Source organism: Stutzerimonas frequens (assembly GCF_024448335.1).
Classification (GTDB): domain Bacteria; phylum Pseudomonadota; class Gammaproteobacteria; order Pseudomonadales; family Pseudomonadaceae; genus Stutzerimonas; species Stutzerimonas frequens.
Genome location: NZ_JAMOHM010000004.1, coordinates 213,546 through 234,560, shown reverse-complemented (window position 1 = coordinate 234,560; position 21,015 = coordinate 213,546). Strand labels below are relative to the sequence as shown.

The following is a 21,015-nucleotide window of genomic DNA, read 5'->3' as shown; positions in this document are numbered from 1 at the left end:
TGACTGCGCGTTGGCTGCCAGGTATAGGCGTAAGCGCTAGGCTGATGGCGTATTTTGTGCGCTTGCGGGCTACTGCCTACGCCCCACATCTACGCCCTCCGCCTCCTGGAGGGGGAGGATGTAGATGGCACGGGACGCGCCGAGGATGGAGCGACTGTCAGAGCCTCAGGCCGGCAGCAGGTGGAACAACTAATAAGAAGCCACGAGGAAAGCGAAGCATGAACAAGAAATTCTGGTGTATCGCCACTGTCGGCCTGGCGGCCACCTTCAGCCTGCCGCTGCCGGCGCTGGCAGCGATCGAAGAAGGCAAGCTGGTCGTCTGGATCAACGGCGACAAGGGCTACAAGGGCCTGGCAGAGGTTGGCAAGCGGTTCACCGCCGAGACCGGTATTCCGGTGGAAGTGGCCCACCCGGACAGCGCCACCGACAAGTTCCAGCAGGCGGCGGCCACCGGCAACGGCCCGGACATCTTCATCTGGGCCCACGACCGTATCGGCGAGTGGGCCAAGAGCGGCCTGCTCACCCCGGTCACACCCAGCGCCGAGACCAAGTCCGGTATCGCCGACTTCTCCTGGCAGGCGGTGACCTACGACAACAAACTGTGGGGCTACCCGATCTCGGTGGAAACCATCGGCCTGATCTACAACAAGGCCCTGGTCGATACTCCGCCCAAGAGCTTCGACGACGTCCTGGCGCTGAACGAGACGCTCGCCCCGCAGGGCAAGCGCGCCATCCTCTGGGACTACAACAACACCTACTTCACCTGGCCGCTGCTCTCGGCCAAGGGCGGCTACGTGTTCGAGCAGACCGACGGCGGTTACGACGTCAAGTCCACCGGGGTCAACAACGCCGGCGCCAAGGCCGGTGCCAAGGTGTTGCGTGAGCTGATCGACAAGGGCGTGATGCCCAAGGGTGCCGATTACAGCGTGGCCGAGGCAGCCTTCAACAAGGGTGACTCGGCGATGATGATCAGCGGCCCATGGGCCTGGTCGAACATCGAGAAGAGCGGCATCGATTTCGGCGTGGCGCCGATCCCCGCCATCGATGGCGAGGCGGGCAAGCCTTTCGTCGGCGTCGCCGCCGCGCTGCTCAACGCCGCCAGCCCGAACAAGGACCTGGCCGTGGAGTTTCTCGAGAACTACCTGCTCGAGGTCGACGGCCTGAAGACTGTGAACGCCGACGTGCCGCTGGGTGCGGTGGCTAACACCGCCTACATGGAAGAGCTGTCCAGCAATCCGCACATCAAGGCGACCTTCGAGAACGCGCAGATGGGCCAGCCGATGCCCAACGTGCCGGAGATGGGTGCGTTCTGGTCGTCCATGGCCGCCGCGCTGACCAACATCACCTCCGGCCGGCAGGATGTCGACGCCGCCCTGGACGATGCCGCCAAGCGCATCACCCGATGAACCCGTCGCCGGCCGCCGCCTCGGGCGCGCCGGCGGACTATGCTCCGTTCTCAAAGGTTCCGCTCCCGTGAATGCCCGTGCCGAGTTGCCCAGCCCAGCCATGACCCGTACGACCTCCCGGGGCTTGCCCCGCTCCCTGACCAACGGCCTGCGCTGGCTGGCGTGGCTGACCTTCAATGCCTTCGCGCTGTACCTGGTGGTCGCGCTCTACGTGCAGGGGCAGATGGCCTTCGCCCTGCTCGGGCTGGTGGTGACCGGAATCGCCAGCTACCTGTTCATCAACCGGAGGATGTACGCGCAGCGCTACATCTTTCCGTCGGTGGCCGGGATGCTGGTGTTCGTCATCTTTCCGCTGCTGTACACGGTGGGCATCGGCTTTACCAACTACAGTGGCAGCAACCTGCTGAGCCTGGCCCAGGTGGAGCAGTACCACCTGAGCCAGACTTACCTGGCCGGCGAGCGTTTTCGCTTCACCCTGCACCCGAGCCCCGATGGCGAGCGGCTGCGGGTGGACAAGGGCGAGCAGGGCGTGTTCGTCAGCTCGCCGCTGACCGGCGAGCCGGATGCGGAAGCACCGCTGACGCTGCAGCCGGCCGAGGACGTCGAAGGGCTGGGCGAGGCGCTGCCGCTGCGCGAGGTGATTCAGCGGCGCAAGGCGCTGGAACAATGGGTCATGCAGGTGCCGGACGGCAGCCTGCTGCGGCTGTACGGATTGCGTGAAGTCGCCGCCGTCGAACCCGTCTACAGTAAGGATGGCCCCGGCGTGCTGGTCGATACCCGCAGCGGTACTCGTCTGACCGCCGACATGGAGCGCGGCTTCTATGTCGACGAGACGGGCAAAGCGGTGCCGCCGGGCTTCACCGTGTTCGCCGGCTTCGCCAACTTCACCCGGGTGCTGAGTGAGCCGAGCATCCGTGAACCCTTCGTGCAGATCTTCGCCTGGACCTTCGCCTTCGCCGGGCTCACCGTGGTCTTCACCCTCGCCGTGGGGCTGGTGCTGGCCAGCCTGCTGCAATGGGAGCTGGTGCGCGGCAAGGCCTTTTACCGGCTGATGCTGATCCTGCCGTACGCGGTGCCGGGGTTCATTTCCATCCTGGTGTTCCGCGGCCTGTTCAACCAGAACTTCGGCGAGATCAACCTGCTGCTCGAGGGGCTGTTCGGCATCCGCCCGGACTGGTTCAGCGACCCGACCCTGGCACGCACGATGATCCTCATCGTCAACACCTGGCTCGGCTACCCCTACATGTTGCTGCTGTGCATGGGCCTCTTGCAGGCTATCCCGCGGGATCAGTACGAGGCCTCGGCGATCGATGGCGCCAGTCCGCTGGACAACCTGCTGCGCATTACCCTGCCGCAGCTGATCAAGCCGCTGATGCCGCTGTTGATCGCCTGCTTCGCCTTCAACTTCAACAACTTCGTGCTGATCACCCTGCTGACCCGCGGTGGCCCGGACATCATCGGCGCGACCACGCCGGCCGGCACCACGGATCTCTTGGTCAGCTACACTTACCGCATTGCCTTCCAGGATTCCGGGCAGGACTTCGCCCTGGCTGCGGCCATCGCCACGATGATCTTCATCCTCGTCGGTGCCATGGCGCTGCTGAATCTCAAACTCTCGAAAGTGAAGGTATAAGGAGACGGTCATGGCCATGGTGCAACCGAAATCCGCGCGTTACCGGCTCTGGGCGACCCACGCGGCGCTGCTGGCCTTCGTCGCGGCAATCCTCTTCCCGCTGCTGATGGTGGTGTCGATCTCCTTTCGCGAAGGCAACTTCGCCACCGGCAGCCTGTTTCCCGAGAACCCGACGCTGGAACACTGGTCGCTGGCCCTCGGCATTCCCTACACCCACGAGGACGGCAGCGTGACGAACCCGCCGTTCCCGGTGCTGCTGTGGCTGTGGAACTCGGTGAAGATCGCCCTGGTCAGTTCGGCGCTGATCCTGCTCCTGTCGACCACCAGCGCCTACGCCTTCGCGCGCATGCGCTTCGGCGGCAAGGCGCCGATCCTCAAAGGCATGCTGATCTTCCAGATGTTCCCGCCGGTGCTCTCGCTGGTGGCGATCTACGCCCTGTTCGACCAGCTCGGCCAGCACGTCAGCTGGCTCGGGGTGAACAGCCACGGCGCGGTGATCGTCGCCTCGCTGGGCGGCATGGCGCTGCACATCTGGACCATCAAGGGCTACTTCGAGAGCATCGACGCCTCGCTGGAGGAGGCTGCCATCGTCGATGGGGCGACCACTTGGCAGGCGTTCTTCCATATCCTGCTGCCGATGAGCGTGCCGATCCTGGCGGTGGTGTTCATCCTCGCCTTCATCACCAGCGTCACCGAATACCCCATCGCCTCGGTGCTGCTGATGGACGTGGACAAGCTCACCCTTTCCGTCGGCGCGCAGCAGTACCTCTACCCGCAGAACTACCTGTGGGGCGACTTCGCCGCCGCCGCGGTACTCTCCGGTCTGCCCATCACCGCCGTGTTCCTCTACTGCCAGAAGTGGATCGTCGGTGGCCTGACCGCCGGCGGGGTGAAGGGCTGACCACCTGAGTTGAACGAGGCGCGGAACCGGGGAGCGGGAACGGTGCGAACCGGTGCGCCAGGCCACGACAAGAACAAGAACAGGGAACCGTCCATGAATGCCGCGATGCCACCTCTACTGCCATTGATACCCACCAAGCTGGCGATCCCCATGCTGCCGCCGGGCCTGCTCGAACGGCCGCGCCTGGACGAGTGGCAGCAGCGCCTGCCGCAGGTGCGCCTGGCGGTGCTGCATGCCGCCAGCGGTTTCGGCAAGACCACCCTGGCGGCGCAGTGGGCGCGGGCCTTCGATGGGCGTATCGCCTGGTTCCAGCTGCATGCCAGCGACAACCTGGGGCTGCAGTTCGGTCGCTACCTGACCCAGGCGCTGGACCGCCAGCTGGACGCCGGCTGTCCGCTGGCAGTGGCGCTGGCCGAGCAGGGCCGGGTATCGCTGGATGCGTTGTTCACCCAGTTGCTGGCCGAACTGCCGGGCGAGCACGAGGCGATCCTGATCGTGCTCGACGAGTTCGAGGTGCTGCACGACGCCGAGTTGATCGCCGGCCTGCGCTTCTTCCTGCGGCATATGCCGAGCTGGATGACCCTGCTGGTGTGCAGCCGACGCCTGCCCGAACTGGGCGTGGCCGAGCTGAGGGTCAAGCATCAGCTGCTGCTGCTCGACGCGCGCCAGCTGGCCTTCGAGGATGATGAAGTGCAGGCGCTGCTGGAGCTGGGCGTGCCGGTGAGCATCAATCGCGAGCAGGTCGAGCGTCTCAACCGCCGCATCGGTGGCTGGCCCTGCGCGCTGCAGCTGGCCTTGCAGGAAGTGCAGACCAGCCGCGGCATGGACCTGTTCCTGGAAAACCTGCAGCTCGGCCACCCGGACATCCGCGACTACATGCGCGAACAGGTGATCGAGGGGCTGCCCGATGACCTGCGCGGTTTTCTCGAGGCGACCTGCCTGCTCGACCGCTTCGACGCCGCCCTGGCCGATCGTCTGACCGAGGCCTGTCACGGCCGCGAGATGCTCGAACGGCTCGAGCGTGGCGGCCTGTTCATCCAGCCGCTGGACAGCCTGCGCCGTTGGTACAGCTATCACCCGTTGTTCGCCGTGTTCCTGCAGGGCGAGCTGCGCACCCACCAGCCGCAGCGGGTCAACCAGCTGCACCTGCGTGCAGCCTCCGCGCTGCTGGCCGAGAACATGCCCGAGGAAGCTGCGCGCCATGCCGTACAGGCCGGCGACCCGCAGCAGGTCGACGAGATCCTGCAGCGCCACGGCCGGGCGTTCTATCGCCAGGGTCGTCTCGGGTTGCTGCAACAGTGCCTGGAAACCCTGCCGGAAGCGGTGATCGCCGGCTCGCCACTGCTCACCCTGCTGCAGGCGTGGGTGTCGCAGAACTCCTATCAGTTCGATCACGTCGAGCGCTGGTTCAAGGCCGGCGAGCTGGCGCTGCAGCGCAGCTGCTCCGAGCAGGACTGGGCGCGCATCGTCTGCGAGTTCAATGCAGTCCGCGCCCAGGTCGCGATGAACCAGGGCGACGAGCAGCGCGCCGTCGCCCTGGCCCAGGAGGCGCTGACCCGCGAGCCGCTGATCATGCGCACCTCACGGGTAGCGGCGATGTCGGGCCTGGCCGAGGCGCATTTCGTCCAGGGCGAACTGCCGCAGGCGCAGAAGCAGTACGAGGAAGCCGAGCGCCGCGCGCGGGAGATCAACGCCTCGCACCTGGTGGTCTGGAGCCTCGGCCAGCTGTCGGAAATCGCCATCGCCCAAGGGCATCTGCAGAAGGCCTATACCCTGCAGGAGCGCGCCATCCAGTACATCGAGCAGCAGAACCTGCAAGCCACGCCCATCGTCGAGTTCATCTACCGGGTGCGCGGCCAGGTGCTGCTGGAATGGCACCAGCTGGACGCCGCCGAGCAGTGCGCGCTGCAGGGTATCCAGATACTCGACGAACTGGACGACCCACGCTGGCGCCTGCAGAGCTACGCGCTGCTGGCCGGCGTCGCCTACGCCCGCGGCCAGCAACACGCCTGCGCCGACTACATCGCTCAGCTGCAGACGATGCTCGCCGACGACCGCTACCACATCGACTGGCTGGCCAATGCCCACGCGATCATGCTCGCCTACTGGGACTCCAGCCAGGATCGCGAGGCGATCCGCCAGTGGCTGCTCAGTGCCCCGCCGGTGGGCGGCGGCGCCAACCACTTCGCCCAGCTCAATGCACGCAACCACGCCCGTGCCCACCTGGCGCTCGGGCAGCTGGAGCGCGCGCTGCCGATCCTGCGCCAGCTGCTGACCGACGCCGAGCGCCACGGCCTGGAGATGGATCGCAACCGCAACCACATCCTCCTGGCGCAGCTGCACTGGTTGCGCGAGGAGCGCCAGCAGGCACTGGACCACCTGCAGCGAGCCATGACCCTGGCCAGCGGCAGTGGCGCGATCGGCAGCTTCCTGCGCGTCGGCAAGCCGATCATCGGCATGCTCAAGTGCCTGCTGCACGAGCGCACCCTCGATGAAGCCGAGGCCCAGCGCGCCGCGCGCTTGATCCAGCTGGCGCAGCAGCAGCGCGATTTCAGCCGCGCCATTCGCATCACGCTGGACGAGGCGGTGATCCAGGACATCATCAACCGCCCCGACGTGCCCGAGCTGATCCGCCGTTCGCCGCTGACCCGGCGCGAATGGCAGGTGCTGAGCCTGATCCACGCCGGGCAGTCCAACGAGCAGATCGCCGATCACCTGAACGTCGCGCCGACCACCATCAAGACGCACATCCGCAGCCTCTACCAGAAGCTCAACATCACCCATCGCAGTGAGGCGGTGCAGCTGGCGCGCGACCTGCTGAGCAAGATTCAGGGGGACTGACGCTCAGCCCTTCCACTGCGTCTGAGCGAAGGCGGGCAGGGCGTTGGCGCGCCGAGACGCTGAGGCCAGGTGGGGAAATGCGCCGTCCGGCGCCAGCGTGTCGGGCAGGGTAAGGCGGGCGAAGTCATAGGCGACCACCGCGCTGACATCCACCTGGCTCATGCGTTCGCCCAGCAAGGGCCGCTCGCCGCGCTCGGCCTGGCGTGCGTCCAGCAAGGCCAGCGCGCCACGCGCCTGGTCTTCGCAATGGCGGTACCAATCGTCCCACACCAGCCCTTCCGGCCTACGATCGCGTTCGTAGCACGCCGCCACGGTTTTCTCGCAGGCACCGACGGCGAAGGCCAGCAGGCTCATCGCCTCGCTACGCTCGGCGCCGGACAGCGGCAGTAGCGCTCGCTCGGCGCCCGCCTGCTGATCGAAATGGTCGAGGATGGCGTTGCTGTCGATCAGCACCCGGCCATCGTCCAGCACCAAGGCGGGCACTCGACCCAGCGGCGAGTACTCGCGGATCTTCAGACTATCCGTCAGAACGCTGAGGGGCTCGTTGGCGAACGGTATGTCCAACAGGTGCAGGCTGATGCCGACGCGGCGGACGAAAGGCGACATGTAGCGACCGATCAGTTTCACAGGCAGTGCTCCGGACGGGGTAGGGGAGCAACAACCCTAGCCGAGCCGGTCGGTTAATGCGAAGGCGCAACCGTCGATCGTCTCATCCGCTCGCTACCGTCAGGGAGGAGGAAGGCGCGGCGGGCGCTGTGGCACCCTCGGGCTTTCAGCGAAGGAGGCGTTGCCATGGCGATGAGTGAGAAACAGAAGATGCTGGCGGGCGAGCTGTACCACCCAGGCGACCCGGAAATCCTCGCCGACCAGGCCGCGGCCAAGGCCTGGATGGTGCGCTACAACGCAGCGCTGGCAGCCTCGCCGGACGAGCGCCGGGCGTTGCTGGCCGAGCGGCTGGCCTCGGTCGGTGCCGGTTCGGTGATCCGGCCGCCGTTCCACTGCGACTACGGCTACAACATCCATCTGGGCGAGGGTGCTTTCCTCAACTTCAACTGCGTGATTCTCGATGTGGTCGAGGTGCATATCGGAGCCGGTACGCAGATCGGCCCGGCGGTGCAGCTCTACACCGCCGACCATCCGCGTGATCCAGAGGCGCGCCGTTCGGGTGTGGAGTTCGGCCGGCCGATCCATATCGGCCGTAATGTCTGGGTCGGTGGCGGGGCGATCATCCTCCCGGGTGTGACGGTGGGCGACGATGCGGTGATCGGTGCCGGCAGCGTGGTCACCCGCGACGTGCCGGCTGGCGCCACCGTGGTCGGCAACCCGGCGCGGGTGCGCTGACCGGCTCGCTGGGCCGCTCTACGCCCTCGCTCGGCAGGCCAGCTACGCCCGGCTGTTACGCCTGCGCCCTCCGGCCGCCGGAGGATGTTGCGACCGCTTGCCGCACCTAGAGTGGCCCCGTCTTCACGCTCACTCAAGGTACGTGGTATGTCCGAGCAACTTCAGAACTGGTGGCGCGGCGGGGTGATCTATCAGGTCTACCCGCGCAGCTTCTTCGACAGCAACGGCGATGGCGTGGGCGACCTGCCCGGCGTGCTGCACAAGCTGGACTACATCGCCAGCCTCAACGTCGACGCCATCTGGCTGTCGCCCTTCTTCACCTCGCCGATGAAGGATTTCGGCTACGACGTGGCCGACTACCGCGGCGTCGACCCGCTGTTCGGCACGCTGGATGATTTCGTCCGGCTGGTGGAAGCCTGCCACGAGCGTGGCATGCGCGTGCTGATCGACCAGGTGCTCAACCATTCCTCGGATCAGCACCCCTGGTTCGTGGAGAGCCGCTCCAGCCGCGACAACGACAAGGCCGACTGGTACGTCTGGGCCGACCCCAAGCCGGACGGCACCGTGCCGAACAACTGGCTCTCGGTTTTCGGCGGCCCCGCGTGGAGCTGGGACAGCCGGCGCCGGCAGTACTACCTGCACAATTTCCTATCCAGCCAGCCGGACCTGAATTTCCATTGCCCGGCCGTACAGGAACAGCTGCTCGACGACATGGAGTTCTGGCTCAAGCTCGGGGTGGACGGTTTCCGCCTGGACGCGGCGAACTTCTACTTCCACGACCTCGAGTTGCGCGACAACCCGCCGAACCTGGAGATCCGCGAGGGCAGTATCGGCGTGCGCGTGGACAACCCCTACGCTTACCAGCGGCACATCTACGACAAGACCCGTCCGGAAAATCTGGCCTTCCTGCGCCGCCTGCGCGCCTTGCTGCAGCGTTACCCCGGCGCTTCGTCGGTGGCCGAGATCGGCTGCGACGAATCGCTGCGCACCATGGCCGCCTACACCAGCGGCGGCGACACCCTGCACATGGCCTATTCCTTCGACCTGCTTACCGAGCAGTGCAGCCCGGCCTACATCCGCCGCACGGTGGAGGGCATCGAGCGCGAGCTGGCCGATGGCTGGTCCTGCTGGTCCATGGGCAACCACGACGTCGTGCGGGTGATGACCCGCTGGGCCCTCAATGGTCGGCCCGACCCAGAACGCGGCCGGCTGCTGATGGCACTGCTGCTGTCCCTGCGCGGCAGCGTCTGCCTCTATCAGGGCGAGGAGCTGGGGCTGCCGGAAGCGGAACTGCGCTACGAGGATCTGGTCGATCCGTACGGCATCACCTTCTGGCCGGAATTCAAGGGCCGCGACGGTTGCCGCACGCCGATGCCCTGGGAGAGCGAGGCGCATCACGCCGGCTTTACCGGCAGCCAGCCGTGGTTGCCGGTGGATGATTCGCACCGCTCGCTGTCGGTGGCCGCGCAGGATGCCGACCCGCATTCGATGCTCAACTGCTACCGGCGCTTCCTCGGCTGGCGGCGCGAACAGCCCCTGCTGATCGAGGGCGACATCCGCATGGTCTACCATGACGACGCCCTGCTGGTGTTCGAGCGCCGGCTGGGCGGGGAAGCCTGGCTCTGCCTGTTCAACCTCGGCGACCTGCCGCGCAGCTACGAGTTGCCGGCGCAAGCGGTGCCGCTGGTGGACGTGCCGGCGAGCTTCGCCGAGTACGACGGTCATTGGGCGCGGCTGCCTGCGCATGGCTTCGGCTATGTGCGGCTCGCGGATTGACGGCGTGCCGGCAGCGGTGGGCATGACCCGCCGCTGCCATCGAAACGAGTGCATCGCAGCAACGGAGAACAACAACGATGGCCAGTGTCACGCTGCGCGACATCTGCAAGAGTTATGACGGTACGCCGATCACCCGGCATATCGACCTGGATATCGAAGACGGTGAGTTCGTCGTCTTCGTCGGCCCGTCCGGCTGCGGCAAGTCCACGCTGCTGCGATTGATCGCCGGGCTGGAGGACATCACTTCGGGCGATCTGCTGATCGGCGACCAGCGCGTCAACGACCTGCCGCCGAAGGATCGTTCGGTGGGCATGGTGTTCCAGTCCTATGCGCTCTACCCGCACATGACGGTAGCGGAGAACATGGCCTTCGGCCTCAAGCTCGCCAGCGTCGACAAGCGCGAGATCGCGCGCCGCGTCGAGGCGGCCGCGGCGATCCTGCAGCTGGACAAGCTGCTCGAACGCAAGCCCAAGGATCTTTCCGGTGGCCAGCGCCAGCGCGTCGCCATCGGCCGCACCATGGTCCGCGAGCCGAAGGTTTTCCTGTTCGACGAACCGTTGTCGAACCTCGATGCCTTCCTCCGCGTGCAGATGCGCATCGAGATCGCCCGCCTGCACCAGCGCATCCGCTCCACCATGATCTACGTGACCCACGACCAGGTCGAAGCCATGACCCTGGCCGACAAGATCGTCGTGCTCAACGCCGGCGAGATCGCCCAGGTCGGCCAGCCGCTGCACCTTTATCACTACCCGAAGAACCGCTTCGTCGCCGGCTTCCTCGGCTCGCCGCAGATGAACTTCGTCGAGGTGAGCGCCATCTCCGCCAGCCCCGAGGCGGTCACCATCGAACTGCCCAGCGGCTATCCACTGACCCTGCCGGTGGACGGCAGCGACGTCAGCCCAGGCGACCCGCTCACCCTCGGCATCCGCCCCGAGCACTTCGTCATGCCGGAAGAAGCCGACTTCACCTTCCACGGTCAGATCGCCGTCGCCGAGCGCCTGGGCCAGTACAACCTGCTCTACCTCACCCTCGAGCGCCTGCAGGACGTCATCACCCTCTGCGTCGACGGCAACCTGCGCGTCACCGAGGGCGAGACCTTCGCCGCCGGCTTGAAGGCCGACAAGTGCCACCTGTTCCGCGAGAACGGCGAGGCGTGCACTCGGCACTATCGGGAGCCGGCGATCTACGGCTGAGTGCGTCTGAGTGATTCCGACGGCAAGCAGAGGAACCGGCGGAATCACAGCACCTTGGGCGGACGCTTATGGCTCGGGCGTGTTCGAGTCGAGGATTTCCGCCAGGGTCTCGGCGAGGGCCTGGTGGCTGAACGGTTTCGCCAGTACGCGAAACGCTGACGCAGCCGTGAGCCGCGTGGTGTAGCCGGTCGCCAGGACGACAGGGATCGTTGGATACAGCCGCTGCACTTCTTCGGCGAGACCGACACCGTCCAGCCGGCCAGGCATGACCACGTCTGACAGCAGGATGTCGATGGTCGGCTGACGCCGGTCGGCCAGCCTCGCCAGTGCTTCATCTGCCGAGGGCGCTTCGTCGACCTGATAACCCAGTTCATCGAGCATCGCGACCATCGCCTCGCGCACCTCGGCGTCATCATCGACCACCAGTACCCGCGCCGGGCGCCCGGCGCGCACGGACACCTGCTGATCCTCTAGCGCGGCGGCGGCGTCGTGTTCCCTGCGCGGCAGCAGCAGGGAGACACGGGTTCCCTTGCCGACCTCACTCTGGAGCGACACCGTCCCGCCGGACTGGCGGACGAAACCATAGACCTGGGCCAGACCCAGCCCCGTCCCTTCGCCGACCGGCTTGGTGGTGAAGAACGGTTCGAACACGTGTGCCTGGACGTCCGGGCTCATGCCGCAGCCGGAATCCTCCACATCCACGCACAGATAGGCCCCCGGCACCAGGCCGAACGGATTGTCCTGCACCAGGGTGAGCTTATGCAGGGCAATGACCAGCGGGCCACCTTCCGGCATCGCATCACGGGCGTTGATCGCAAGGTTGAGGATGGCCAGCTCGCATTGCACCGGATCGAGTACCGCCGGCCACGCCCCTTCTGGCAGCTCCAGCGTCAGCGTCACGCGATTGGGAAGGGCACCGGTGAGCAGCTCGTGCATGCCCAGGATCAACAGGCGCAGGTCGACCTGCTCGGCGTCGGCGGTGCGGCTTCTGCTGAAGGTCATCAGATGTCGTGTCAGCCGCGTAGCGCGGTTCGCGGAGCGCTGGCAGCCCTCGATGGCACGCTTGGCGCGCGGGTGCGAGGTCAGCATTTCGGCCAGCTGCAGGCCCATGGTCATGCTTTGCAGCAGGTTGTTGAACTCGTGGGAGATGCCCGCCGTCAGGTTGCCCAGTGCTTCGAGCTTCTGTCCCTGCAGCAGCGCCTGATGCGAGCGCTCGGCCTGTGCAACCGCATCCTTGACCCTGCGGGCCATCTCCTGGCTGGAGCGGTGGATCGTCACGCTGGCCTGGGCCATCACCTGCGCGGTTCGGTCGGTTTCATTCATTCCGGTGTTGGGCGGATCGAACACCTCGCCTCGCGCCAGGGCGCTGGCGGCGTCATCGAGCTGCGCCAGCGGTCGTGTGATGGTTCGACCGACGGCAATCGCCAGTATGATCGCCAACGCCAGAACGACCAGAATGCCCGGCACGACGGTGCCCAGCGGCGCGAGCGCGCTGGCCAGCAAATCATCGCGCGGAATGGCGATCAACGCCGTCCAACCGGACGCTGGTGCATGGCTGAAGAAGGTCGTCACCGGCACGGCGTCGCGAGTGACGGACTGCACTTTCCCATCGATGCTTGACGAGGCGTGCAGCTGACTGACGAAATCGGCACTGGCATGCCGGCCGACGTGCTTGTCGGGTTCACGTGTGCGTGCCACGACGGTGTGGTCCTGATCCAGGATGACGCCGAGCCACTTCTCCGGCAGCGCTTGTTGCGCCAACAGCGCGCCGATGTTGGCGACCGGAAACTCCATGGCCAGGTAATACACCACCTCGCCGTCACGCATCACCGGGCGGCGGATCGCGATGCTCTGCACGCCGCTCACCGGATCGCGGAACGACGGGCTGACCTCGATCTGAGCCGCGGTCTTGCATCTGCGAAAATCAGGCAGGCGCGGCAACGGCGTGCCAAAGGCATAGTCCGTATCAGCCAGGGGCGTGCCTTGCGGATCGAAGATCGTCACGCTGCTGCCCACCGCATGTTTGGTCTGCTGCAGGCGCTCGTGGAAGGTGCGCAGGTCGCCCCTGATGATGGTCGGGGAGGCGGCGAGCGTCGAAACGATCGTGGCATACCGATTCAGCTCGCGATCGACGGCTAGCGCGACGGCACGCGAGACCTCTTTCATGCCTTGGTCGACCTGGGCCGATTGCGCACGATAGACCGCATAGGTGCCATACAGCGCAAACGCCAGTGCCGGGGCGATGACGGCAATGACCAGCCAAACCAGACGGGAGCGAATCGACACGACGCAAGGGTTCCTGATGCAGGCGCAGCGCTTGAGGCGCCGGGCGTGCCGCAGCATAACTCAGGTCACTTGCAAGAAGCGTGGGCCGGCGTCATCGAGCTGTTGCCGTAGCCTTTGGGCTGTTTCTGCTCATCTGGCCTCTATCGCCTGGTCGTCTATCGGTCGGCCAACGCCAGATTGGCACCGAGGCCGGCAAAGGACGCGGCGAACCCACGACGCAGCCAGGCCTGGACCCGCTGCGACTCGATGACCGCCTTGCGAAAGGCATGCGCCAGCAGGCTGTAGATGGCGAAGATGACAAAGGTCAGCAGCATGAAGGTCGCACTGAGCCCGAGCAACTGCACAAGCTCGTCACCGGCGCCCGGCCGGACGAACTGCGGCAGGAAGGCGAGGAAGAAGATGGTCAGCTTCGGGTTCAGCAGATTGACCAGCAGCGCCTTGGCAACCAGCGAACGAATGTCGAGTGTCGCACCATCGCCACCCACCGCCAGCGCGGAACGATCGCGCCAAGTCGCGTAAGCGAGATAGAGCAGGTACGCAGCACCGGCGTAGCGCAGCGTCTCGAAAACCAGCGCACTGGAATGCAGGATCGCGGCGACACCGAGAATGGTCGCCAACAGATGCGGCACGATCCCCAGCGTACAGGCCAGCGCGGCCAGGATACCGGCGCGCCGCCCATGCACCAGCGCGATCGAAACCGTGTAGATCACTCCCGCGCCAGGTATCAGCACGACGACCAGGCAGGTAATCAGGTATTCGAGGCTGGGCATGGGGACTCCTTGCTACGGGGCGGCTGGAATGAACCAGCATAGAGCATTGATCGAAGCTGCCCAGGCCGGGCGTTGATTGAACTGCATATGGACGGGGTGGAGAGGCATTGAAACAGCACTCCTCAGGAGGCCGGCGGCTGTAACGTGTCGCCCTATCGTGCAACCCGATGCCGGCCTGCATCGCCCTCACCTTGTGACGCCCGTCGGGGTAAAGTAACGGCTTTTGCCGATCCCCCTTGGAGCTGTTGCGTGAACATGGAAAACCATTCCCAGACGGCCGCCTTCCTCTGGTCGATTGCCGACCTGCTGCGCGGTGATTTCAAGCAGTCGCAGTACGGCCGCATCATCCTGCCGTTCACCCTGCTGCGGCGCATGGAGTGCGCGCTGGAGCCGACCAAGGAAGCGGTTATCCGTGAGTCCTATGCGCAGGAAGGCCGGCCTGATCTAGTGCGTGAGCGGCTATTGCTGCGCGCGGCCGGGCAGCAGTTCTTCAATGCCTCCAAGCTGACCCTGGGCACGCTGTCCGACACCCAGACCGCTGCCGACCTGATGAGCTATGTGCAGTCCTTCAGCAAGGACGCCCGCGAGATTTTCGAGCACTTCCACTTCGAAGACTTCGTGCAGCAACTCGCCGCCGCCAACCTGCTGTATCAGGTGGTGCAGCGCTTCGCCGCCACCGACCTCAGCCCCGAGCGCATCAGCAACTTCGGCATGGGCATTATCTTCGAAGAGCTGATCCGTAAGTTCGCCGAAAGCTCCAACGAAACCGCCGGGGAACACTTCACCCCGCGCGACATCGTGCACCTGACCACCTCGCTGGTGATCACCGGGCAGGACGACAAGCTCAAGCCCAACAGCATCGTCACCATCTACGACCCGACGGCCGGCACCGGCGGCTTCCTCTCCGAGGGCGACGAGTACATCCAGTCCATCAGCCAGCAAGTTACCGTGTCGCTGCACGGCCAGGAGCTGAACCCCGAGTCCTACGCCATTTGCAAGGCGGACATGCTGATCAAGGGCCAGGACGTCACCAGCATCAAGCTGGGCAACACCCTGTCCGACGACCAACTGGCCGACAGCCGCTTCGACTTCATGCTCAGCAACCCGCCGTTCGGCGTGGAGTGGAAGAAGGTACAGAAGCAGATCACCGACGAGCACACCGACAAGGGCTTTAACGGCCGCTTCGGACCTGGCCTGCCGCGTGTGTCCGATGGCTCGCTGCTGTTCCTGTTGCACCTGGTCAGCAAGATGCGTGACCCGCGTGAAGGTGGCTCGCGCATCGGCATCATCCTCAACGGCTCGCCGCTGTTCACCGGCGGCGCCGGTTCGGGCGAGTCGGAGATTCGCCGCTACCTGCTGCAGAACGATCTGGTCGAAGCCATCATCGCCCTGCCCACCGATATGTTCTACAACACCGGCATCGCCACCTATGTGTGGGTGCTGAGCAACCACAAGGCCGCCGTGCGCCAGGGCAAGGTGCAGTTGATCGACGGCAGCCAGCACTTTGCCAAGATGCGCAAATCGCTGGGCAGCAAGCGCCAGTACCTCACTGAAGAGCAGATCGACGAGCTGGTGCGCCTGTATGGCCGCTTCGAGGAAACTGCGCAGAGCAAAATCTTCCCCGTTGAAGCCTTCGGCTACCGGCGCATAACCGTCGAGCGACCGCTGCGCCTGAACTTCCAGACCAGCCCGGAGCGCATCGCCAAGGTGCTGGAAGAAAAGGCCATCGAGAAGATGGAAGCGCCGGCCCGCCAGCGCCTGATCGAAGCCCTGCAATCCATGGACGCCGGCGTGCTGCACCGCAACCGCGAGCAGTTCAGCAAACTGCTGAAAAAGGTGCTCAATGACCACAACGTCTTCCCGGGCACACCCGAGCTGAAAGCCATCCTCAACGCCCTGAGCGAGCGCGACCCCGAGGCGGATATCTGCCTGGTCAAAGGCCAGCCGGAAGCCGATGCCGGCCTACGCGACAACGAGAACGTGCCGCTGGGTGAGTCGGTATACGACTACTTCGAGCGCGAAGTGAAACCCCATGTGCCGGATGCCTGGATCGACGAGAGCAAGACGGATGCGCAGGACGGCGAAGTCGGCGTGGTCGGCTTCGAGATTCCCTTCAACCGCCACTTCTATGTATTCCAGCCACCGCGCCCGCTGGCAGAGATCGACCGCGATCTGAAAGCCTGTACCGACCGCATCAAGCAGATGATCGAGGGGCTGTCGGCATGACAAATTTGTCGGGAGCAAATTTGAACGACGGCTCAGCCGTTGGCCCGCAGGGCGAGGGCATGGATAGCCCGAGTAATTTTCCGAAGTATCCGGCTTACAAGGATTCCGGGGTTGAGTGGCTGGGGACTGTTCCGGAGGGCTGGAAAGTATCAGGCATCAAATTTTTTGCTGATCTCATTACAGGCATCACTCCCCCTAGTGATGACTTGGATATTTACGCTGAAGAAGGATGGCCTTGGGTTCGTCCCGAAGACCTTAATGACTCTGGCAAGCCTGTTCGTGCATCTAAATTTTTAACTGACCAAGGTTGGAGGTTCTGTCGCAAGGTACAAGGAGGGTCAACCTTAATTTGCTGCATTGGAACCATTGGGAAGCTTGGCTTTGTTGACTCTGATGTTTGCACCAATCAGCAGATCACAGCGGTTGTTTCGAGAGGAAATGGGAGGTTTTTCTTTTATGCAATGCAGGCGTTGAAACCGGCTTTTGATGTTGGCGCCACCGGCAATGTTCTCCGAATCTTAAATTCGGAGCGACTTGGTAATGTGACGATGGCAGTCCCTGATCACAGTGAGGCCGAGTCTATCGCCCGCTTCCTCGACCACGAAACCGCCCGCATAGACGCGCTGATTGAAGAGCAGCAGCGCCTGATCGAACTGCTCAAGGAAAAGCGCCAGGCCGTGATCTCCCAAGCCGTCACCAAAGGCCTCGACCCGACGGTGCCGATGAAAGACTCCGGCGTGGCGTGGCTGGGCGAGGTCCCGGCGCATTGGGACGTGATTAGATACAAGCTGGCTTTGAGAGTTTTCCAAGGCATGGCATTTAAAAGCAGTGATTACGTTGAATACTCTGACGTTGTTTCATTGCGAATGGGGAACATTAAGAAGGGTGGAGCGATAGACCTCGACCACAATTTAAAATATCTCCCTAATAATTTTTCGAGTGAGTACGATGCTTATGCTTTGCGTGAGGGTGATGTGGTTATTGCAATGACAGATATGAGTCCCTCATTGGATTTTCTAGCCGTTCCAGCGACTATTAAAGATAGTCGCAAGGATGTTTCGTATTTGCTGAATCAGCGTGTTGGCAAACTAATATTTTTACCTGGAGTTGAGGCGCAATTTATAAAATACACCTTGCTGTCTTCTCAGCTTAGAGGGCAGTTGAAAGGGAGGGGGTTGGGTACGGTTCAAGCTAACATGTCAAATGATGATCTTTATTGTTCGTTCTTGGCTATGCCAGCACGAAAAGAGCAGATAGATATAGTCATCTTTTTAGATAAAGCGGTTTCTGAGATTGATGAAATGGTTGGCGAAGCCCTCAAGGTCAACCAGCTGTTAAATGAGCGCCGCTCAGCCCTAATCTCCGCCGCCGTCACCGGCAAGATTGATGTGCGCGGCTGGCAGCCATCGGACAGCACCCAAGTCCCCGAATCAGCCGTAGCAGAGGCCCACTAAATGGCGGACAGCAAGGAAGCTCAATTCCAGCAGGACATCATCACCGCCATGGTCGCCCAGGGCTGGCTCACCGGCCCGGCTAGCGGCTATGACCGGCGCACGGCGCTGTATACCGAGGACTTTCTCGGCTACTTCAAAGAGGCCTGGCCGGAGCGTTGGGATAAGTTCGCCAAGGCCAACCCGAACAAGCCGGAAGATGTGCTGGTGCAGAAGCTGGTGCGCGAGCTGGAGCAGGACGGCACCCTCGATGTGCTGCGCCATGGCTTCAAGCTGCCGGGGGTGAAGATCGAAGCGTGCAGCTTCAAGCCCGACCACGGCATGAACCCGGACACCCTCAAGCGCTACCAGTGCAACCGCCTGCGCGTGGTGCCCGAGGTGTCCTATTCGCCCCACTACCGGGAGGGTGAGTACAACCCGCGTCTGGATCTCGTGCTGTTCGTCAACGGCATCCCTACCGCCACCTTGGAGCTGAAAAGCGAGTTCAAGCAGAGTGTGGAAAATGCCAAGCGTCAGTACCGCTACGACCGCCCGGTAAAAGACCCGCTGACGCGCAAACCCGAGCCGCTCTTGAGCTTCAAGCGTGGCGCGCTGGTGCACTTTGCCGTGAGCCAGGATGAAGTGGCGATGACTACCCAGCTGGCCGGCAAGGACACCTTCTTCCTGCCGTTTAACCTGGGCAGCCTCGACGGCGGTGCCGGCAACCCGCCTGCGCCGGACGATAGCCAGTACGCCACCGGTTACCTGTGGCAGCGTCTATTCCAGCCCGATGCCTGGCTCAAAGTACTGGGCCGCTTCCTGCACCTGCAGAAGAGCGTGAAAGAGGATGCCGACGGCAAGCGCGTCACCAAAGAAACCCTGATCTTCCCGCGCTACCACCAGTGGGAAGTGGTCAACAGGCTGATCGAGACCACCCGCGCTGAGGGGCCGGGCAAGCGTTACCTGATCCAGCACAGCGCCGGCTCCGGCAAGTCCAACTCCATCGCCTGGACGGCGCATCAGCTGGCCTCGCTCTACGATGCCGAGGGTCAGCGCCTGTTCAATTCGGTGATCGTGATTACCGACCGCACCGTGCTGGACAAGCAGCTGCAGGACACCATCTACCAGTTCGAGCACGCCCAGGGCGTGGTCAGGTGCATCACCCGCGACATCGGCAGCCAGAGCAAATCCGAACAACTGGCCGAGGCGCTGGCCGAGCAGACGCGCATCATCATCGTCACCATCCAGACCTTCCCGGCGCTGTTCGATGCGCTGGACAAGCACCCCAAGCTGGCCAGCGGCCGCTATGCGGTGATCGCCGACGAGGCGCATTCCTCGCAGACCGGCTCATCGGCCAGCAAGCTCAAGCAGATTCTCGGCAGCGATGCCGCGGATGCTGAAGAGATCAGTGCCGAAGAGCTGCTGGACGCCGCCGTGGCCGCCCGCGCGCCCAACGAGCGCATCAGCTACTACGCCTTTACCGCCACGCCCAAGGCCAAGACCCTGGAGCTGTTCGGCCGCCCGGCCAATCCGGCGCTACCGGTGAGCGCCGACAACAAGCCCGAGGCGTTCCACCTGTATTCCATGCGCCAGGCCATCGAGGAAGGCTTCATCCTTGATGTGCTGCAGAACTACACCACCTACAGCACCGCCTGGAAGATCGCCCACCCGGACGGCGACGACGAGGAAGTGGACTCGAAGAAGGCGCGCATGAAGTTGGCGCGCTGGGTGCGCCTGCATCCGTACAACATCAGCCAGAAGGTGGAGGTGATCGTCGAGCACTTCCGCGCCAATATCCGCCACCTGCTGGGCGGCCAGGCCAAGGCCATGGTGGTCACCAGCAGCCGGCAGGAGGCGGTGCGTTATCAGTTGGCGGTGCAGGCCTACGTCAAGGAAATGGGCTACAACGATGTGCATCCGCTGGTGGCTTTTTCCGGCAGCGTGCTGCCGGACGGGGTGATCCCCGAAGAGGTGACCGAAAGCAGCAGCCTGCTCAACCCCGGCCTGAACGGGCGTGATCTGGCGGAAGCCTTCGACACCCAGGACTTCAACGTGATGATCGCCGCCAACAAGTACCAGACCGGCTTCGATCAACCCAAACTGTGCGCGATGTACGTGGACAAGAAGCTGCAGGGCGTGGACTGCGTGCAAACCCTGTCGCGCCTGAACCGCACCTTTGGCGACAGCAAGCCGACCTTCATCCTCGACTTCTTCAACGACGCCCAGGACATTCTCGACGCCTTTCTGCCGTACTACACCAAGGCCGAGCTGACCGACGTGACCGACCCGCAGCTGATCTATGACTTGCAGAAGAAGCTGGATGCCGAGGGTATTTACCACTGGGAGGAGGTGACCGCGTTCGCGCTGGCCTTCTTTGACCCCAAGGCGGCTGCCAGCAAGCTCAGCTACTACTGCGCGCCAGCCAAGGAGCGCTTTGCCAAGCGTTACAAGCTGGCCCAGGAGTCACGTCAGCACGCGCTGGACTTCAAGCGTACCGCCGAGCAGAACGGCGACAGTGCAGGCCTGAAAAAGGCTGAGGCTGCCGTCAAGGAAGCCGGCGAGCAGGTGGATCAGCTCGACCTGTTCAAGAAGAACCTGCAGAGCTTTGTGCGCCTGTACGAGTTCCTCTCGCAGATCATTCCCTATGAGGATCGCGAGCTGGAGCAACTGTGCGTGTATGCCAAGCACCTGCACCCGCTGCTGCGTGTGGATCGCCTCGATCAGGAAGACGTGGACGTGGGCGAACTACAACTGACCCACTACCGCCTGACCAAGCGCGCCGAGCATCAGCTGCGCTTGAGCGAGGAGCAAGGCGACTACGGCCTCGATCCGGCCACGGGACTGGGCAGCGGCAAACCCCATGACCCGGAGAAGAAGCGGCTGTCGGAAATCATCGAGGCGCTGAACGATATCTTCGGCGCCGAGGTGAGTGATGAGGACCAGCTGCAGTTCCTCACCGGCATCGCCAATCGCATCAGCCGGCAGGAAGATGTGATGGCGCAGGTGAACAACCACTCGGTAGATCAAGTGATGCACGGGCTGCTGCCAAAACGGGTAATCGATACCGTGCTGGACGCTATGACTGATCACGAGAAGCTCTCGCTCGAAGTGTTGGATAACGAGACCAAGAGCCGGGCGTTTGCGTTGGTGATCTACAAGATGCTGAAGGTGCTGGCTGGCGGGGATCGCTCGTCGACCGGCTTGTGAAGTTC

Annotated in this window: 13 protein-coding genes; 10 read left to right on the top strand and 3 right to left on the bottom strand. The window is 63.9% G+C overall.

What is annotated here, in order from left to right; all coding sequences use genetic code 11:
• The first annotated feature begins 218 nt into the window (after positions 1–218).
• The 4 genes from malE to malT all read left to right on the top strand — a co-directional run bounded on the left by malE (position 219) and on the right by malT (position 6,781).
• Entirely contained in the window at positions 219–1,406 is a 1,188-nt protein-coding gene (malE, locus tag NAO55_RS07930) for a maltose/maltodextrin ABC transporter substrate-binding protein MalE (protein ID WP_048329814.1), read from the top strand.
• 67 nt (positions 1,407–1,473) lie between these two features.
• The gene (malF, locus tag NAO55_RS07925; RefSeq protein WP_180981602.1) at positions 1,474–3,039 is read left to right on the top strand and encodes a maltose ABC transporter permease MalF; all 1,566 of its coding nucleotides are present in this window, start codon (positions 1,474–1,476) and stop codon (positions 3,037–3,039) included.
• A 10-nt stretch (positions 3,040–3,049) separates the two neighbouring features.
• A complete protein-coding gene (gene malG / locus NAO55_RS07920) occupies positions 3,050–3,940 on the top strand; it encodes a maltose ABC transporter permease MalG (RefSeq protein WP_003283570.1) in 891 nt (296 codons plus the stop codon).
• 93 nt (positions 3,941–4,033) lie between these two features.
• Positions 4,034–6,781, top strand: coding sequence for an HTH-type transcriptional regulator MalT (gene malT / locus NAO55_RS07915; RefSeq protein WP_102838588.1), 2,748 nt, complete (start codon positions 4,034–4,036; stop codon positions 6,779–6,781).
• A gap of 3 nt (positions 6,782–6,784) precedes the next feature.
• On the opposite strand, the gene NAO55_RS07910 is transcribed toward malT, so the two are convergent.
• On the bottom strand, positions 6,785–7,408 hold the full coding sequence (locus NAO55_RS07910) for a glutathione S-transferase family protein (protein ID WP_102838587.1): 624 nt from the start codon (positions 7,406–7,408) through the stop codon (positions 6,785–6,787).
• Positions 7,409–7,573: 165 nt separating this feature from the next.
• On the opposite strand from NAO55_RS07910, the gene NAO55_RS07905 reads away from it, so the two are divergent.
• The 3 genes from NAO55_RS07905 to malK all read left to right on the top strand — a co-directional run bounded on the left by NAO55_RS07905 (position 7,574) and on the right by malK (position 11,091).
• Entirely contained in the window at positions 7,574–8,122 is a 549-nt protein-coding gene (locus NAO55_RS07905) for a sugar O-acetyltransferase (RefSeq protein ID WP_102838586.1), read from the top strand.
• A gap of 147 nt (positions 8,123–8,269) precedes the next feature.
• Positions 8,270–9,898, top strand: coding sequence for an alpha-glucosidase (locus tag NAO55_RS07900; protein WP_102838585.1), 1,629 nt, complete (start codon positions 8,270–8,272; stop codon positions 9,896–9,898).
• Positions 9,899–9,975: 77 nt separating this feature from the next.
• A complete protein-coding gene (gene malK / locus NAO55_RS07895; protein ID WP_102838584.1) occupies positions 9,976–11,091 on the top strand; it encodes a maltose/maltodextrin ABC transporter ATP-binding protein MalK in 1,116 nt (371 codons plus the stop codon).
• A gap of 66 nt (positions 11,092–11,157) precedes the next feature.
• Here malK and NAO55_RS07890 read toward each other — a convergent pair whose 3' ends face one another.
• The gene (locus NAO55_RS07890; protein WP_102838583.1) at positions 11,158–13,377 is read right to left on the bottom strand and encodes a hybrid sensor histidine kinase/response regulator; all 2,220 of its coding nucleotides are present in this window, start codon (positions 13,375–13,377) and stop codon (positions 11,158–11,160) included.
• Positions 13,378–13,532: 155 nt separating this feature from the next.
• Entirely contained in the window at positions 13,533–14,147 is a 615-nt protein-coding gene (locus tag NAO55_RS07885; protein ID WP_102838582.1) for a LysE family translocator, read from the bottom strand.
• Positions 14,148–14,396: 249 nt separating this feature from the next.
• Between NAO55_RS07885 and NAO55_RS07880 the strand changes: the two genes are divergently transcribed.
• From NAO55_RS07880 to NAO55_RS07870, 3 genes are read left to right on the top strand one after another with little or no spacing between them, the layout of a single operon-like run.
• Entirely contained in the window at positions 14,397–16,373 is a 1,977-nt protein-coding gene (locus tag NAO55_RS07880) for a type I restriction-modification system subunit M (protein WP_102838581.1), read from the top strand.
• Entirely contained in the window at positions 16,370–17,827 is a 1,458-nt protein-coding gene (locus NAO55_RS07875; RefSeq protein WP_102838580.1) for a restriction endonuclease subunit S, read from the top strand. Before NAO55_RS07880 ends, NAO55_RS07875 begins: the two co-directional genes overlap by 4 nt.
• Positions 17,828–21,010: a type I restriction endonuclease subunit R gene (locus tag NAO55_RS07870; RefSeq protein WP_102838579.1), complete on the top strand. Its 3,183-nt coding sequence runs from the start codon at positions 17,828–17,830 to the stop codon at positions 21,008–21,010.
• Positions 21,011–21,015 lie beyond the last annotated feature (5 nt).

What these genes read in the sequence shown, in the direction of transcription:
- malE (WP_048329814.1), top strand. Translation starts at nt 219, where the DNA reads ATGAACAAGAAATTCTGGTGTATCGCCACTGTCGGCCTGGCGGCCACC.
- malG (WP_003283570.1), top strand. Translation starts at nt 3,050, where the DNA reads ATGGCCATGGTGCAACCGAAATCCGCGCGTTACCGGCTCTGGGCGACC.
- malT (WP_102838588.1), top strand. Translation starts at nt 4,034, where the DNA reads ATGAATGCCGCGATGCCACCTCTACTGCCATTGATACCCACCAAGCTG.
- NAO55_RS07905 (WP_102838586.1), top strand. Translation starts at nt 7,574, where the DNA reads ATGGCGATGAGTGAGAAACAGAAGATGCTGGCGGGCGAGCTGTACCAC.
- NAO55_RS07900 (WP_102838585.1), top strand. Translation starts at nt 8,270, where the DNA reads ATGTCCGAGCAACTTCAGAACTGGTGGCGCGGCGGGGTGATCTATCAG.
- malK (WP_102838584.1), top strand. Translation starts at nt 9,976, where the DNA reads ATGGCCAGTGTCACGCTGCGCGACATCTGCAAGAGTTATGACGGTACG.
- NAO55_RS07885 (WP_102838582.1), bottom strand. Translation starts at nt 14,147, where the DNA reads ATGCCCAGCCTCGAATACCTGATTACCTGCCTGGTCGTCGTGCTGATA.
- NAO55_RS07875 (WP_102838580.1), top strand. Translation starts at nt 16,370, where the DNA reads ATGACAAATTTGTCGGGAGCAAATTTGAACGACGGCTCAGCCGTTGGC.
- NAO55_RS07870 (WP_102838579.1), top strand. Translation starts at nt 17,828, where the DNA reads ATGGCGGACAGCAAGGAAGCTCAATTCCAGCAGGACATCATCACCGCC.